This is a genomic window from Sinomonas atrocyanea, from assembly GCF_001577305.1.
GTDB lineage: Bacteria > Actinomycetota > Actinomycetes > Actinomycetales > Micrococcaceae > Sinomonas > Sinomonas atrocyanea.
Genome location: NZ_CP014518.1, coordinates 2108634 through 2124313, shown reverse-complemented (window position 1 = coordinate 2124313; position 15680 = coordinate 2108634). Strand labels below are relative to the sequence as shown.

Annotated in this window: 14 protein-coding genes; 5 read left to right on the top strand and 9 right to left on the bottom strand. The window is 71.4% G+C overall.

The window, feature by feature from the left end; all coding sequences use genetic code 11:
• Positions 1-13 precede the first annotated feature (13 nt).
• The 5 genes from tal to pgl all read left to right on the top strand — a co-directional run bounded on the left by tal (position 14) and on the right by pgl (position 6122).
• Positions 14-1135 (top strand): transaldolase, encoded by a 1122-nt coding sequence (gene tal, locus SA2016_RS09765; RefSeq protein WP_066497647.1) that lies wholly within the window; start codon positions 14-16, stop codon positions 1133-1135.
• Positions 1132-2742 (top strand): phosphoglucose isomerase-related protein, encoded by a 1611-nt coding sequence (locus SA2016_RS09760; protein WP_066497645.1) that lies wholly within the window; start codon positions 1132-1134, stop codon positions 2740-2742. The genes tal and SA2016_RS09760 overlap by 4 nt, the downstream gene beginning before the upstream one ends.
• Before the next feature lie 86 nt (positions 2743-2828).
• Positions 2829-4388, top strand: a complete 1560-nt coding sequence (gene zwf, locus SA2016_RS09755; protein WP_066497643.1) for a glucose-6-phosphate dehydrogenase — start codon at positions 2829-2831, stop codon at positions 4386-4388.
• Positions 4385-5326 (top strand): glucose-6-phosphate dehydrogenase assembly protein OpcA, encoded by a 942-nt coding sequence (locus SA2016_RS09750; RefSeq protein WP_066497642.1) that lies wholly within the window; start codon positions 4385-4387, stop codon positions 5324-5326. Before zwf ends, SA2016_RS09750 begins: the two co-directional genes overlap by 4 nt.
• Entirely contained in the window at positions 5316-6122 is an 807-nt protein-coding gene (gene pgl, locus SA2016_RS09745; RefSeq protein ID WP_066497640.1) for a 6-phosphogluconolactonase, read from the top strand. The genes SA2016_RS09750 and pgl overlap by 11 nt, the downstream gene beginning before the upstream one ends.
• 92 nt (positions 6123-6214) lie before the next feature.
• Here the strand turns inward: pgl and secG are convergent, their stop codons facing one another.
• The 9 genes from secG to uvrC all read right to left on the bottom strand — a co-directional run bounded on the left by secG (position 6215) and on the right by uvrC (position 15637).
• Positions 6215-6472 (bottom strand): preprotein translocase subunit SecG, encoded by a 258-nt coding sequence (gene secG, locus SA2016_RS09740; RefSeq protein WP_066497639.1) that lies wholly within the window; start codon positions 6470-6472, stop codon positions 6215-6217.
• A 59-nt stretch (positions 6473-6531) separates the two neighbouring features.
• On the bottom strand, positions 6532-7344 hold the full coding sequence (gene tpiA, locus SA2016_RS09735; RefSeq protein WP_066497638.1) for a triose-phosphate isomerase: 813 nt from the start codon (positions 7342-7344) through the stop codon (positions 6532-6534).
• Between the two features lie 77 nt (positions 7345-7421).
• Positions 7422-8666 carry a phosphoglycerate kinase gene (locus tag SA2016_RS09730; RefSeq protein ID WP_066497636.1) on the bottom strand — a complete coding sequence of 415 codons (1245 nt, stop codon included), beginning with the start codon at positions 8664-8666 and terminating at the stop codon, positions 7422-7424.
• Between the two features lie 41 nt (positions 8667-8707).
• Complete coding sequence (gap, locus tag SA2016_RS09725) at positions 8708-9715, bottom strand: type I glyceraldehyde-3-phosphate dehydrogenase (RefSeq protein ID WP_066497635.1); 1008 nt, start codon at positions 9713-9715, stop codon at positions 8708-8710.
• A gap of 241 nt (positions 9716-9956) precedes the next feature.
• Positions 9957-10580, bottom strand: a complete 624-nt coding sequence (locus tag SA2016_RS09720) for a superoxide dismutase (protein WP_371326655.1) — start codon at positions 10578-10580, stop codon at positions 9957-9959.
• Between the two features lie 124 nt (positions 10581-10704).
• Positions 10705-11685 carry a DNA-binding protein WhiA gene (gene whiA, locus SA2016_RS09715; protein WP_066497632.1) on the bottom strand — a complete coding sequence of 327 codons (981 nt, stop codon included), beginning with the start codon at positions 11683-11685 and terminating at the stop codon, positions 10705-10707.
• A 43-nt stretch (positions 11686-11728) separates the two neighbouring features.
• The gene (locus SA2016_RS09710; RefSeq protein ID WP_229710676.1) at positions 11729-12775 is read right to left on the bottom strand and encodes a gluconeogenesis factor YvcK family protein; all 1047 of its coding nucleotides are present in this window, start codon (positions 12773-12775) and stop codon (positions 11729-11731) included.
• Positions 12772-13695 (bottom strand): RNase adapter RapZ, encoded by a 924-nt coding sequence (gene rapZ, locus SA2016_RS09705; RefSeq protein WP_066497631.1) that lies wholly within the window; start codon positions 13693-13695, stop codon positions 12772-12774. Before rapZ ends, SA2016_RS09710 begins: the two co-directional genes overlap by 4 nt.
• A gap of 13 nt (positions 13696-13708) precedes the next feature.
• The gene (gene uvrC, locus SA2016_RS09700) at positions 13709-15637 is read right to left on the bottom strand and encodes an excinuclease ABC subunit UvrC (protein WP_066497630.1); all 1929 of its coding nucleotides are present in this window, start codon (positions 15635-15637) and stop codon (positions 13709-13711) included.
• Positions 15638-15680 lie beyond the last annotated feature (43 nt).

Below are 15680 nucleotides of genomic sequence, written 5' to 3'. Positions count from 1 at the left end.
AGGAGCACCTCCCATGACTACCCCCACCCAGGCCCTCTCCGACGCGGGCGTGTCCATCTGGCTCGACGACCTCTCCCGCCAGCGCCTCGAGGACGGCTCCCTGGCCGCGCTCATCTCCGAGAAGAACGTCGTCGGCGTGACCACCAACCCGACCATCTTCCAGGCCGCGATCACCAAGGGCCACGGCTATGACGGCCAGCTGCGCGAGCTCGTCGCCGAGGGCGCCGACGCCGAGAAGACCGTCTTCGAGATCACCACCGCGGACGTCGCCGACGCCTGCCAGCTCTTCGCCCCCGTCGCCGAGGCGACCCGCGGCGTGGACGGCCGGGTCTCCATCGAGGTCGACCCCCGCCTCGCCTGGGACACCGCCGGCACGATCGCGGAGGCCAAGCGCCTGCACGCCAAGGTCGCGCAGCCGAACGTGCACATCAAGATCCCCGCGACGCTCGAGGGACTCGAGGCGATCTCCGCGACCCTCGCCGAGGGCATCAGCGTCAACGTGACCCTGATCTTCTCCCTCACCCGCTACCGCGCGGTGATCAACGCGTTCATGACCGGCCTCGAGAAGGCCAAGGCCGCGGGCCACGACCTGTCGAAGATCCACTCCGTCGCCTCGTTCTTCGTCTCCCGCGTGGACACCGAGATCGACAAGCGCCTCGAGAAGATCGGCACCGAGCAGGCTGCGGCCCTCAAGGGCAAGGCCGGCCTGGCCAACGCCCGCCTCGCCTACCAGATCTACGAGGAGGAGTTCACCACCGAGCGGTGGAAGCTCCTCGCCGACGCCGGGGCCCTGCCCCAGCGCCCGCTGTGGGCCTCGACCGGGGTCAAGGACCCCTCGCTCCCCGACACCCTCTACGTCACGGGCCTCGTCGCCCCCGGCGTGGTGAACACGATGCCGGAGAAGACCCTCGAGGCAACCTTCGACCACGCCGAGGTCACCGGCGACACGGTGACCGGCACCTACGCCGAGGCCAACGCCCACCTCGATGCCCTGGCCGAGCTCGGCATCGACTACAACGACGTCGTCGCCGTCCTCGAATCCGAGGGCCTGGACAAGTTCGTCGCCTCCTGGAAGGACCTCCTCGCCGACGTCGAGCGCACCCTCTCCGAGACCGCGCACGGGGCCCGCGCATGAGCGCCCTGACCTTCGCGGCGACCGGCGCCGCCCAAGCGGCCGTCGACGCGCACGTGAAGCAGCTCGTGGCCGACTCGGTGGCCAGCCGCATCTTCGCCAAGGACGCCACCCTGTGGGGGCCGGACGCGGAGGAGGAGTCGGCCAAGCGCCTGGGGTGGACGGAGGCGGCCACCGTCTCCCAGCCTCTCATCGCGGAGATCACCGCGCTGCGCGACGCGTTCCGCTCCGAGGGTGTGGACCGCATCGTCCTGTGCGGCATGGGCGGGTCCTCCCTGGCCCCCGAGGTGATCGCCGGCACCGCCGGGGTTCCCCTCGTGGTGCTCGACTCGACCGACCCCGAGCAGGTCGCCGCGGCCCTCGGCGAGCGTCTGGCGAACACGGCCATCGTCGTCTCCTCCAAGTCGGGCTCCACGGTCGAGACCGACTCGCAGCGACGGGCCTTCGAGGCGGCCTTCACCGAGGCCGGCATCGACGCGGCGTCGCGGATCGTCGTCGTGACTGATCCCGGATCCCCGCTCGAGAGCGCCTCCCGCGAGGCCGGGTACCGGGCCGTGTTCAAGGCCGACCCGACCGTCGGCGGCCGCTACTCGGCGCTGACCGCCTTCGGGCTCGTGCCGGCGGGGCTGGCCGGCGTCGACCTCCAGGCGCTCCTCGACGAGGCCGAGGAGGCCGCGGAGCTCCTGCGGGACGACTCCGAGGACAACATCGGCCTGCAGCTGGGCGCGGCGCTCGGGGGCACGTCCCCGCTGCGGGACAAGATCGTCATCGTCGAGGACGGCTCCGGCATCGCCGGCTTCGCGGACTGGGCCGAGCAGCTCATCGCCGAGTCGACCGGCAAGATCGGCCGCGGGGTGCTCCCCGTCGTCGCCGGCGCCGGCGCCCCCGAGGTCACCTCGGGAGCGGAGGACGTGCTCGTGGTGCGGCTCGTCTCCGCGGACGGCGAGCCCTCCCTCGGCGCCAACGAGGCGGCGGTCGGCGGCTCGCTCGCGACGCAGATGCTCGTGTGGGAGTTCGCGACGGCCGTGGCCGGGCGCCTGCTCGGCATCAATCCGTTCGACCAGCCCGATGTGGAGGCCGCCAAGGCGGCGGCACGCGGCCTGCTAGATGCCCAGCCGGAGCCCACCCCGGCGCTCTTCACCGAGGGTGCCATCGAGGTGCGGGGCGGCGACTGGCTCGAGGGCTCCTCGACGGTCGAGGAGGCCCTCAAGGCGCTCCTGGGCCAGCTCGGCCCACGGGGCTACCTGAGCCTGCAGGCCTACCTTGACCGGCTTGCGTACCCGAAGCTCGAGGCCGTCCGCGATGAGCTCGCCGCGGCCACGGGACGCCCGACGACGTTCGGCTGGGGCCCGCGCTTCCTGCACTCCACGGGGCAGTTCCACAAGGGGGGCCCCGCCGTCGGCGTCTTCCTCCAGGTCACGGCGGACGCCGCGCAGGATGTCGACGTCCCCGAGCGCCCGTTCACCTTCGGGCGGCTCATCGCCGCGCAGGCCGCCGGCGACGCCCAGGTGCTGCGCGAGCACGGGCGCCCCGTGCTGCAGCTCCACCTCACCGACCGCGCGGCAGGCGTCGCGCAGCTGACCGGTCTCATCTCGGCGCTGGCGCGCTGACGCCCACGAGCGGCCGGCCCGGACCGCTCCGGGCCGGCCGCTCGTGTCCGCTGCGCGGACCGCATCCGATGGACTAGAAAGGCATCATGCCAGAGAACGACAACGGCGCGAACGGGACCAAGCGGCGCTCGAACCCGCTGCGCGACCCGCGGGACCGGCGCCTGAACCGTATTGCGGGACCCTCGTCCCTCGTGCTCTTCGGGGTGACCGGCGACCTCGCGCGCAAGAAGCTCATGCCCGCCGTGTACGACCTCGCCAACCGGGGCCTCCTGCCGCCGAGCTTCGCCCTGGTGGGCTTCGCCCGCCGCGAATGGGAGCACGAGGACTTCGCGGAGGAGGTCAAGGCCTCCGTCAAGCAGTACGCCCGCACGCCCTTCGACGAGACCGTCTGGGCCCAGCTCAACGAGGGCGTCCGTTTCGTCCAGGGTTCCTTCGACGACGACGAGGCCTTCGAGAACCTCAAGGCCACCCTCGAGGAACTCGACGCGAAGCGCGGCACGCGCGGCAACCACGCGTTCTACCTCTCGATCCCGCCCAAGGCGTTCGAGCAGGTGTGCCGGCAGCTCTCCGCCCACGGCCTCGCCCAGCCCGAGCAGGGCAAGTGGCGCAGGGTCGTCATCGAGAAGCCGTTCGGCCATGACCTCGCCTCGGCCCGCGCCCTGAACGACATCGTGGAGTCCGTCTTCCCGCCCGATGCCGTCTTCCGCATCGACCACTACCTCGGCAAGGAGACGGTCCAGAACATCCTTGCGCTGCGGTTCGCGAACATGCTGTTCGAGCCGATCTGGAACGCCAACTACGTGGACCACGTGCAGATCACCATGGCGGAGGACATCGGCACCGGCGGCCGCGCAGGGTACTACGACGGGGTCGGGGCGGCGCGCGACGTCATCCAGAACCACCTCCTCCAGCTCCTCGCCCTGACGGCCATGGAGGAGCCGATCTCCTTCAACGCCGACGACCTGCGGGCCGAGAAGGAGAAGGTCCTGGCCGCAGTGCGGCTGCCCGAGGACCTCTCGACCCATTCGGCCCGCGGCCAGTACCTCGGCGGGTGGCAGGGCGGCGAGCTCGTCAAGGGGTACCTCGAGGAGGACGGCATCCCGGCCGACTCGACGACGGAGACCTATGCCGCGATCCGCGTGGACATCAATACCCGCCGCTGGGCGGGCGTCCCGTTCTACCTGCGGGCGGGCAAGCGCCTCGGCCGCCGCGTGACGGAGATCGCCGTGGTGTTCAAGCGCGCCCCCAACCTGCTGTTCCAGGACCAGGAGGAGGCCGAATTCGGCCAGAACGCCGTGGTCATCCGCGTCCAGCCCGATGAGGGCGCCACGATCCGGTTCGGCTCCAAGGTCCCGGGGACGCAGATGGAGGTCCGCGACGTGAGCATGGACTTCGGCTACGGGCACTCCTTCACCGAGTCCTCTCCCGAGGCGTACGAGCGCCTGATCCTCGATGTGCTCCTCGGCGAGCCTCCGCTCTTCCCCCGGCACGAGGAAGTGGAGCTGTCCTGGAAGATCCTCGACCCGTACGAGGAGCACTGGGCCAGCACGGGCGAGCAGCCCGAACCGTACGAGCCGGGCAGCTGGGGCCCCCGCAGCGCCGACGAGCTCCTCGCCCGCGACGGACGCACCTGGAGGCGACCATGATCATCGACCTGCCGAACACCACGACCTCGCGGATCTCCAAGGAGATCACGAACCTGCGCCACCGGGGCGGCGTCGTCGCCCTCGGGCGGGTCCTCACCCTCGTGGTCATCACCAAGCACGGGTTCGAGGAGGAGGCGATCGAGGCCGCCAACCAGGCCAGCCGCGAGCATCCCTGCCGCATCATCGTGCTCGTCGACTCGGGCCGCGACGCGGCGGACCGCATCGACGGCCAGATCCGGGTCGGCGGCGACGCCGGCGCCTCGGAGGTGATCGTGCTGCGCGGCTACGGCCGGCTGGCCGAGGAGAGCGAGTCGCTCGTCGCGGCGCTGCTCCTCCCGGACGCGCCGATCGTGGCCTGGTGGCCCCACGGCGCCCCGGACAACGCGAGCGCCACCTCGATCGGCTGCATCGCGCACCGGCGCATCACGGACTCGGGCAACGAGCCCGACCCCACCGCGGCGCTCTTCCACCTGCGCGAGACGTACCGCCCCGGCGACACCGACCTCGCGTGGACGCGGCTGACGAACTGGCGCATCCAGCTCGCGGCGGCCCTGGACCAGGTCGATCCCGAGCCGGTCTCCGCCGTCACAGTCGAAGGTGCCTCGGACTCCCCCAGCACCGTGCTGCTCGCGGCGTGGCTCGGGCTCACGCTCGACGCTCCGGTGACGATCGTGGCCGATCCTGCGGGCACGGGGATCCGGCGCGTCCGCCTCCAGCGGTCCACGGGAGACATCCAGCTGCACCGCCCCGGGTTCACGGTGGCCGAGCTGACCCAGCCGGACCAGCCCGCGCAGCGGATTGCCCTGCCGCGGCGGAGTCTGCAAGACTGCCTCACCGAAGAGCTGCGCAGGCTCGACCCGGATGAGGTCTTCGGCGAAGTCCTCACCGCCGGGCTGCCGCGCACGAACCTGAGGAGTGTGCAGCCGAGTGAGCGCTGATCCCCGTGTGAGCATCCATCCCGACTCGTCCGTGCTGCTCGCCGCGATCGCGGCCCGCCTCATCACGAAGCTCGTGGACACCCAGGACCGGTACGGGGAGGCGACGATCGTGCTCACCGGGGGGACGATGGGCATCGGCACCCTCCGCGCCGTCGCGGACTCGCCCGCGTGCCGTGCCGTGGACTGGTCGAAGGTCAACGTGTGGTGGGGCGACGAGCGCTTCGTCGAGGCCGACTCCTCCGACCGCAACACGGTCCAGGCCGAGGAGGCGCTGCTGGGGCGGCTGCCGCTCGACCCGGCGCGGGTGCACCGCCCCGGTGCGGCGGGAGACTTCGCGACGGCCGACGACGCGGCGGCGGACTACGCGCGCAGGCTGGCCGAGGCCGCGTCCGCCGAGCACGAGTCCGAGCTGCCCGGCGGCGTGCGCGGCGTGCCGCGGTTCGACGTGCTGCTCCTCGGGGTTGGGCCCGACGCGCACGTCGCGTCCCTGTTCCCCGAGATGGCGGGAATCCGGGAGACCGAGCGCACCGTGGTCGGCGTCGAGAACGCGCCCAAGCCGCCTCCAGCCCGCATCTCGCTGACGCTGCCGGCGATCAAGTCCGCGGACGAGGTGTGGATGCTCGTGGCGGGCGAGGACAAGGCGGGCGCCGTCGGTCTCGCCCTGGCCGGGGCCGGCGCCGTGCACGTGCCGGCCGCGGGAGCGAGGGGCCGCACCCGCACGCTCTGGCTCATCGACGCCGCCGCCGCCGCGAAGGTGCCCCAGGAGCTGGTCCGCAAGGAGCCCGCGTCGGCCTGACGCCGACGCGGCAGCGCAGAGAAGGAGGCCGGGACCAGCAGATGCTGGTCCCGGCCTCCTTCTCTGCTGAGGTCGAAAGCGCGCTGCGGCGGTCAGGAACCGCCGGCGTTCGAGAAGCGCATGATGAGCCCGAGCGCGATGATGACAACGCCCCAGGTGACGCCCAGGATGATGGTGAAGCGGTTGAGGTTCCTCTCCGCGACGCCGGAGGACGCCAGACCGGAGGACATTCCGCCGCCGAACATGTCCGACAGGCCGCCGCCGCGGCCCTTGTGCATGAGGATCAGCATGGTGAGCAGAAGGCTCGTGATGCCCAGGATGATCTGGAGGATGATCTGGAGTACTTGCACAGGTTTGCCTCGTGGCCTTCCGTCAGCTGTCGTGCGTGGTCGCGGCGCGGCTGGCGCTGCTAGGCGCCGGCGTGGCTCTCGAACCTGACAATGCTAGCAAATTCGGCGACGTCGAGGCTCGCACCGCCCACGAGCACGCCGTCGACGTCCTGCTCGGCGAGGATCGCCGCGGCGTTGGCCGCCTTGACCGAGCCGCCGTAGAGGAGGCGCGTCGCGCGGGCGGACTCCTCGCCGAAGAGCGCGGCGAGCTCGGCGCGCAGCGCGGCACACATCTCCTGCGCGTCGCCGGGGCCGGCGACCTCGCCGGTGCCGATGGCCCACACGGGCTCGTAGGCCACGACGAGCTGGGCGGCCTGGTCGGCGGTGAGGCCCTCGACGTCTGCCCTGAGCTGGGCCAGGGTGTGCTCGACGTGGGTCCCCGCCTGCCGGACCTCGAGCCCCTCGCCGACGCAGAGGATCGGTACGAGCCCGTGCTTGTAGGCGGCCTTCACCTTCGCGTTGAGGGTCTCGTCCGTCTCGCCGTGGACGGTGCGCCGCTCGGAGTGGCCCACGAGGACGTAGCGGCAGCCGAGCTTGGCCAGGAAGGCGCCGCTGATGTCGCCGGTGTAGGCGCCGGAGTCGAACTGGGAGAGGTCCTGGCCGCCGTAGGCGATGGCGAGGTCGTCGCCGGCCACGAGGGTCTGGACGCCGCGGAGGTCGGTGAAGGGCGGGAACACCGCGACCTCGACGCGCGCGTAGTCGTGCTTGGCGTCGTCGAGGGTCCAGGCGAGCTTCTGGAGCAGGGTGATGGCCTGGACGTGGTCCATGTTCATCTTCCAGTTGCCGGCGATGAGGGGGGTGCGCTCGAAGGCGCCGTTCGCGGAGGTGGTCACGGTGGGTGGCTCCTGACGAGGTGGTGTGGTGGGCACAGGGAGGCCCCGCCGCCTGTGGGGGCGGCGGGGCCGGGGGCTCAGGCTCCGAGGGCCGTGAGGCCGGGGAGCTCCTTGCCTTCGAGGTACTCGAGGCTTGCGCCGCCGCCGGTCGAGATGTGGCCGAACTGGGCGTCGTCGAAGCCGAGGGTGCGGACCGCTGCCGCGGAGTCTCCGCCGCCGACGACGGTCAGGGCGCCCGCGGCGGTCGCGTCGACGAGGCCCTGGGCGACGGCCTTCGTGCCCGCCGCGAAGGCCGGGAACTCGAAGACGCCCATCGGGCCGTTCCAGAACACCGTCTTCGCTCCGGCGATCTCCTTCGCGAAGGCCGCGGCGGTGTCGGGCCCGATGTCGAGGCCGATGCCGGCCCCGCCGAAGGACGTGTCCTCGATGGCGTCGGCCGCGGCCACCTCGTGGTCGGCATCGGCGGCGAACTTCGAGGCGACCACCACGTCGGTCGGGAGCACGAACTCCGTCCCGGCGGCGGTGGCGCGGTCGAGGTAGTCCTGCACCGTGGCGATCTGGTCCTGCTCGAGCAGGCTCGCACCGACCTTGTGCCCCTGGGCCGCGAGGAAGGTGAAGAGCATGCCGCCGCCGACCAGGAGCTTGTCCGCCTTGCCGATGAGGTTGGCGATGACGGCGAGCTTGTCGGAGACCTTGGAACCGCCCAGGACCACGACGTAGGGACGCTCGGCGCCGTCGGTGAGGCGCCGGAGCACCTCGACCTCGGTCCGGACGAGCTCGCCGAGGTAGGCCGGCAGGACGCCCGCGATGTCGTACACGGAGGCGTGCTTGCGGTGCACGGCGCCGAACGCGTCGTCCACGTAGGCGCCGCGCTCCCCCGTGAGGGAGGCGAGCTCGCGGGCAAAGGCGGCGCGCTCGGCGTCGTCCTTGCTCGTCTCGCGGGGGTCGAACCGGACGTTCTCGAGGACGAGCACCTGTCCGTCCTCGAGCGAGGCGGCGAGCGCCTTGGCGCGCTCCCCCACGGTGTCCTCGGCGCGCAGCACGGTCACGCCGGCGGCCGCGGCGAGCTCGGCCAGGCGGTCGGCGGCTGGCTTGATCGTGTACTTCGGGTCCGGGGCACCCTTGGGGCGGCCCAGGTGGGCCATCACCAGGACGCGGGCGCCGGCTTCGGCGAGCTTCTGGATCACGGGCAGGGAGGCGCGGACGCGTCCGTCGTCGGTCACGGTGGAACCGTCGAGCGGCACGTTCAGATCCGAACGGACCAGAACGTGCCGCCCACGGACACCATCGGCGAGCAGGTCGTCGAGAGTGCGTGCAGTCATGGACTCAGGCTATCCGAGTTCTGCGTGCGTTACGGCGCCGGTCAGAGCTTGGACGCGACGAGCTCGGTCAGGTCGACGAGGCGGTTCGAGTAGCCCCACTCGTTGTCGTACCAGGAGACGACCTTGACCTGGTTGCCGATGACCTTGGTGAGGCCGGAGTCGAAGATCGACGACGCCGGGTCCCCGACGATGTCGGAGGAGACGATCGGGTCCTCGGTGTAGGTGAGGAAGCCGGCGAGCGGGCCGGACTCGGACGCGGCCTTGACGGCTGCGTTGACCTCGTCCTTGGTGACCTCGCGGGAGACCGTGACGGTCAGGTCGGTGGCGGAGCCGGTGGGGACGGGCACGCGGATCGCGTAGCCGTCGAGCTTGCCCTTGAGCTCCGGCAGGACCAGGCCGATGGCCTTGGCGGCACCGGTGGACGTGGGGACCATGTTGACGGCGGCGGCGCGGGCACGGCGGAGGTCGCGGTGCGGGCCGTCCTGGAGGTTCTGGTCGGCCGTGTACGCGTGGACCGTGGTCATGAGGCCCCGCTCGATCCCGAACGCGTCGTTGATCGCCTTGGCCAGCGGGCCGAGGCAGTTGGTGGTGCAGGAGGCGTTGGAGATGATGTTGTGGTTGGCCGGGTCGTAGAGGCCGTCGTTCACGCCCATGACGATCGTGACGTCCTCGTCCGTGGCCGGGGCGGAGATGATGACCTTCTTGGCGCCCGCGGCGATGTGCTTCTTGGCACCCTCCGCCTTCGTGAAGAAGCCGGTGGACTCGATGACGATGTCCACGCCGAGCTCGCCCCACGGGAGGTTGGCCGGGTCGCGCTCCGCCAGGACCTTGATCTCCTTGCCGCCGACGACGATGATCCCCTCGCGGACCTCGACCGACTCGGCCAGGCGGCCGGTGATCGAGTCGTACTTGAGCAGGTGGGCGAGCGTCTCGGGGTTCGTCAGGTCGTTGACGGCCACGATCTCGAGGTCTGCGCCCTGGGAGAGAGCTGCGCGGAAGAAGTTGCGCCCGATGCGGCCGAAGCCGTTGATGCCAATTCGAGTGGTCACTCTGGTCGATCTCCTTGATGCTCAGTCGAGCATCCGCGAGGACTGCTCGAACTGTTAGACGGTCCCGCACGCCGTTGGGCAGAGATTTTGCACAGGGAAAGGCCGACAGCCCAAGTCTCCATTGTCATGGCTGAAAGGCCGCACGGGCCTTTCCGTCCCCCATCCTACGGCGAAAGGGCCCGTCCGGGAACAGACGGACCCTTTCGCACCGAAAGTCACAAAATGTGACGCAGGTCTCCGATCAGGAGAAGGTGACGAGGCCCTTGGCGCCGGAGCGGGCGGCCTCGAAGCGGCGGGCCACGTCGGCCCAGTTGACGATGTTCCAGAAGGCCTTGACGTAGTCAGCCTTGACGTTCTGGTAGTCGAGGTAGAAGGCGTGCTCCCACATGTCCAGCTGGAGGAGCGGGGTGGTCGCGACCGGCACGCCGTTCTGCTGGTCGTACATCTGCTCGATGACCAGGTTCCCGCCGATGGGCTCGTACGCGAGGAGGGCCCAGCCCGAGCCCTGGATCGTGGTGGCCGCCGCCGTGAAGTGGCTGCGGAAGGCGTCGAACGAGCCGAAGAACTCGTCGACCGCGGAGGCCAGCTCGCCCTCGGGCTTGTCGCCGCCGTCCGGGGAGAGGTTGTTCCAGAAGATCGAGTGGTTGAGGTGGCCGCCGAGGTTGAACTGGAGGTCCTTCGAGAGCTTGGCCGCGGCCGCGCCGTCGCCGTTGGACCGCGCCTCGGCCATCTTCTCGAGGGCCGTGTTGGCGCCGGCGACGTACGCAGCGTGGTGCTTGTCGTGGTGGAGCTCCATGATCCGGGCCGAGATGTGCGGCTCGAGGGCGGCGTAGTCGTACGGGAGCTCGGGCAGTACGTAGGTCACAACATCCTCCATCGGTTGGCTCCCCGCACGCGCTGGTCGCGGCGCGCGGGCTGGTGACGGCTCCATCCTAAGCAGATGCGCCGGATGGGATACCGATCATTGCGGTACCCGCGTCCAGGGCCGGTCAACCGTCGAGCATCTCCGGGGTCACATTGGCCTCTGTTCCGGGGACCCCCTCCTCGGCGGCCTTCTTGTCGGCCATGGCCAGCAGGCGCCGGATCCGTCCCGCGATCGCGTCCTTGGTCATGGGCGGGTCGGCGAGCCGGCCCAGCTCGTCGAGGCTGGCCTGCTTGTGGGCGACCCGCAGCTCGCCCGCATAGCGCAGGTGCTCCGGGACGTCGGTGCCGAGGATCTCGAGGGCACGCTCCACGCGGGCGCCCGCGGCCACGGCGGCCTGCGCGGACCGGCGGAGGTTGGCGTCGTCGAAGTTGGCCAGCCGGTTCGCCGTCGCACGGACCTCCTTGCGCATGCGCCGCTCCTCCCACGCCATGAGCGCGTCGTGGGCGCCCATGCGCGTCAGCAGCGCGGCGATGGCATCGCCGTCGCGCACGACGACGCGGTCCACCCCCCGCACTTCGCGCGCCTTCGCGGCGATCCCCAGCCGGCGTGCGGCACCCACGAGGGCGAGCGCGGCCTCCGGGCCGGGGCAGGTCACCTCGAGCGAGCTCGAACGGCCGGGCTCGGTGAGCGAGCCGTGGGCGAGGAAGGCCCCGCGCCAGACGGCCTCCGCGTCCGCCGCGGACCCGTTGACGACCGTGGAGGGCAGGCCCCGGACCGGGCGCCCGCGGTTGTCGAGGAGCCCGGTCTGGCGGGCGAGCGACTCGCCGTCGCGCACCACGCGCACCACGTACCGGCTCCCGCGCCGGATCCCGCCCCCGGAGACGACGATGATCTCGCTGGGGTGCCCGTAGACCTCCGCGATGGCGGCCCGGAGCCTCCGGGCCGTCGCGGCGAGGTCGACCTCGGCCTCGATGACGATCCGGCCCGAGATGATGTGGAGGCCGCCGGCGAACCGCAGGATGGCCGAGACCTCTGCCTTGCGCTCGGAGGACTTCTTCACCGTCAGCCGCGACAGCTCGTCCTTGACGCTCTGGGTCAATGCCATGGCGGTCCTTCCTGCTCCCGCGGCGTCCGCACCGGACCCACGCTCAACGGCCCGCAGCGGGGGCTCCGCCCCCGGTGAAGACCTCATGGTACGCACCGGCCAGCCGGAGCGCGTCGTGTACCGGCCGTCGGCCGGAGGACCTCACTCTATCGAAGAGGACCTGCGCCCCGAGTTCACCGGCCACCCGCTCGAACTCGGCCCGGTCCGCCACGGAGGCGTGGTCCGCGATCACCGCGTCCACCCGGAACCCGGGTGCGACCCGCTGGATGGCCCGGAGGTGGTCGGCCGCGCTCATGCCCGTGGTCTCCTTGGTGTCGACCGCGAGGTTCATCGTCAGGCAGCGCCGGGCCGGGGTGTCGATGAGGGCCTGGCGCAGCTGCGGCAGGAGCAGGTGCGGCAGCACCGAGGTGTACCACGAGCCGGGGCCGAGCACGACCCAGTCGGCGAGCTCGATCGCGCTGAGGGTCTCGGGGCACGCGGGGGCGTCGTCGGGCTCGAGCCGGACGTCCTCGAGGCGGCCGGCGACCGCGCACGCGGCCTGCCCGCGGATGGTCTCCACCCGCGCGGGGCCGCCGTGGGCTCCCCCGCCGGTGACGACGACGTCGCCCTCGATGGTGAGGGGCACCCTGGACATCGGCAGCACCTGGCCGCGCGCGCCGAGCAGGGCGCCGGCCCAGCGCAGGCCGTCGACGACGTCTCCGAGCAGCTCCCACAGGGTGACGATGAGCAGATTGCCCATGGCGTGGTTGTCGAGCCCGCTCGTTCCGGCCGGCGAGCGGAACCGGTGCTGCATGACGTCCCGCCAGGTCCTCCCCCAGTCGGTGTCGTCGCACAGCGCGGCCAGGGCCATCCGGAGGTCGCCGGGCGGGAGGACGCCGAAGTCGGCCCGGAGGCGGCCGGAGGAGCCGCCGTCGTCCGCGACGGTCACCACGGCGGTGAGCTCGGTCGTGAGCAGGCGCAGGGCGGACAGCGACGCGGCGAGGCCGTGGCCTCCGCCGAGGGCGACGACGGAGGGACCCTTGGGCTTGCCGCCGTCGGTGCCCGCGCCCGGACGGATGAGGGGCAGCGGCCCTGTGAACAGCGTGCTCACTCGCGGCCGAGGTCCCGGTGCGCGGTGGTGACCGTGACCCGGGGCTGCTGGGCGAGGCGCTTGGAGATCTCCTCGGCGATCGCGACCGAGCGGTGCTTGCCGCCGGTGCAGCCGATCGCGATCGTCGCGTAGTGCTTGTTCTCGCGGCGGTAGCCCGCCAGGACGGGCTCGAGCGCGTTGACGTACCGCTCCACGAACTCCTGCGCCCCGTTGGCCACGAGCACGTAGTCCCGCACGTCCGGGTCCAGGCCGGTGTGGGGCCGCAGCTGGGGCACCCAGTGCGGGTTGGGGAGGAAGCGCACGTCGGCGACGAAGTTGGCGTCGGCCGGGAGGCCGTACTTGAAGCCGAAGCTCATGACGTTCAGCCGCACCGTCACCGGGCCCTTCTCGGAGAAGAGCTCCGTGATGGCCGTCGCGAGGCCGTGCACGTTGAAGTCCGAGGTGTCCAGCACGATCGTCGCGTGGTCCTTGAGCTCGCGCAGGAGGGTCCGCTCCTCTGCGATGCCGTCCGAGATGCGGCCGCCCTCCTGGAGGGGGTGGGGCCGGCGGCCCTGCTCGAACCGGCGGATGAGCACGTCGTCGCTCGCGTCGAGGAACAGCAGGCGGTACTCGGTGCCGCTCGAGGTGAGCTGGGCGAGCGCATCGCGGATGTCGGCGAAGAGCGCCTTGCCGCGCACATCCATGACGACCGCGAGCTTGGGGATCCGGTCCGGCGAGTGGCGCACGAGGTCCGAGAGGGTCCCGAGCAGCTGCGGGGGGAGGTTCTCCACGACGTACCACCCGTGGTCCTCGAGGGCGTTCGCCGCGGTGCTGCGGCCGGCGCCGGACATGCCCGTGACGATGAGCAGCTCGGAGGCGGGCGGCCTGACCGGGGTCAGGTCTGTCTCGTGGCCGGTCTCGGCGGCGCTCGTCTCGGTCATGGTGCCAGCCTAGCTAAGACTCCACGATTTCGCCGGTGGCGTAGTTGACGGCCGGGGCGGGCTGATCCACCCCGTGGAGGCGGGCGTGGATGGCGGCCGCGAGGGACGGGCCCACCCCGCTGACATCCGTGATCTCCGTCACCGACGCGGCGCGGAGCCGCTTGAGCGAGCCGAAGTGGGCCAGGACGGCCTTCTGCCGTGCCGGGCCGAGCCCGGGGACCTCGTCGAGGATGGAGGCGGTCATCGACTTCGCGCGCCGCTGACGGTGGAAGGTGATGGCGAAGCGGTGCGCCTCGTCGCGGATGCGCTGGAGCAGGTACAGGCCCTGCGAGGCGCGCGGCAGGATGACCGGGAAGTCGCCTTCCGGGAGCCAGACCTCCTCGAGCCGCTTCGCGAGGCCCACCACGCGGACCTCGTCCCCGATGCCGAGCTCCGCGAGGGCCCGGACCGCGGCCGTCACCTGGGGCTGGCCGCCGTCCACCACCACGAGGTTCGGCGGGTAGGCGAACTTTCCGCTGTCCCGCTCCTCGACCGGGCGCTCGCGCTCGGCGAGGTAGTTGCGGAAGCGGCGGGTGAGGACGTCGTGCATCGCCGCCGTGTCGTCGCGGGCGGCCTCGCCCGTGATGGTGAACTTGCGGTACTCGCTCTTCTTGGTGAGCCCGTCCTCGACCACGACCATCGAGGCCACGACGTTGGTGCCCTGGACGTGGGAGATGTCGAAGGACTCGATGCGCAGCGGCGGTTCGGGCAGTTCGAGCGCCTCCTGCAGCTCCTGCAGGGCGAGCGAGCGGGTCGTGATGTCCCCCGCGCGGCGGCTCTTGTGCAGCCGCAGGGCCTGGACCGCGTTCTCGTGCACGGTCTTGAGCAGGGCCGCCTTGTCGCCCCGCTGCGGCACGCGGAGCTCGACCCGCGCCCCGCGCAGGCCCGTGAGCCAGATGCCGAGATCGTCCGCGTCCTCGGGCAGGACCGGGACGAGCACCTCGCGCGGGAGCCTCCCGTTGGTCTCCTCCTGGTCGCCGTAGACCTGCTGGAGCAGGTGGCCCACGAGGGCCTCGGGGGTGGTGTCCTCGACCTTCTCCACGATCCACCCGCGCTGGCCGCGGATGCGGCCGCCGCGGACGTGGAACACCTGCACCGCGGCCTCGAGCTCGTCCTCCTCGACGGCGAAGACGTCCGCGTCGGTCTCTTCGGAGAGGACCACGGCGTTGCGCTCGAAGACCTTCCGCATGGCCACGATGTCGTCCCGCAGCCGCGCGGCGTTCTCATAGTCGAGGTCCGAGACCGCGTCCGCCATCTTCCGCTCGAGGCCCGTGATGAAGCGCCTGGCCTCCCCGCCCATGAAGGCGCAGAAGTCATCGGCGAGGGCGCGGTGGTCCTCCTCGCTGATGCGGCCCACGCAGGGCGCGGAGCACTTGTCAATGTAGCCGAGGAGGCACGGCCGTCCGCTCTGCTCGGCCCGCCGGAACACGCCCGCGCTGCAGGAACGGACCGGGAAGACGCGCAGGAGGGTGTCCATGGTCTCCCGGATGGCCCCGGCCGTGTAGGGCCCGAAGTAGCGGGTGCCCTTGCGCCGCTCGCCGCGCATCACCATCACCCTGGGGTACTTCTCCCCCATCGTGACGGCGAGGTACGGGTAGGTCTTGTCGTCGCGGAAGGCGAGGTTGTACCGCGGCCTGAACTCCTTGATCCAGGTGTACTCGAGCTGGAGCGCCTCGAGCTCGCTCCCGACCACGGTCCACTCGACGCTGGCGGCCGTGTGCACCATCGCATAGGTCTTGGGCAGGAGCGTCGCCGGCCGCGCGAAGTAGGACGTCAGGCGCTGGCGGAGGTTCTTGGCCTTGCCGACATAGATGACCCTCCCGTGCGGGTCCCGGAAGCGGTAGACGCCAGGGTCGGTCGGAATGTCCCCGGTCCTGGGACGGTAGCTCGCTGGATCTGCCACCGCTCCAGTCTAGGAGAGTCCGCGGGGCCTCCCGTCCGTCCTC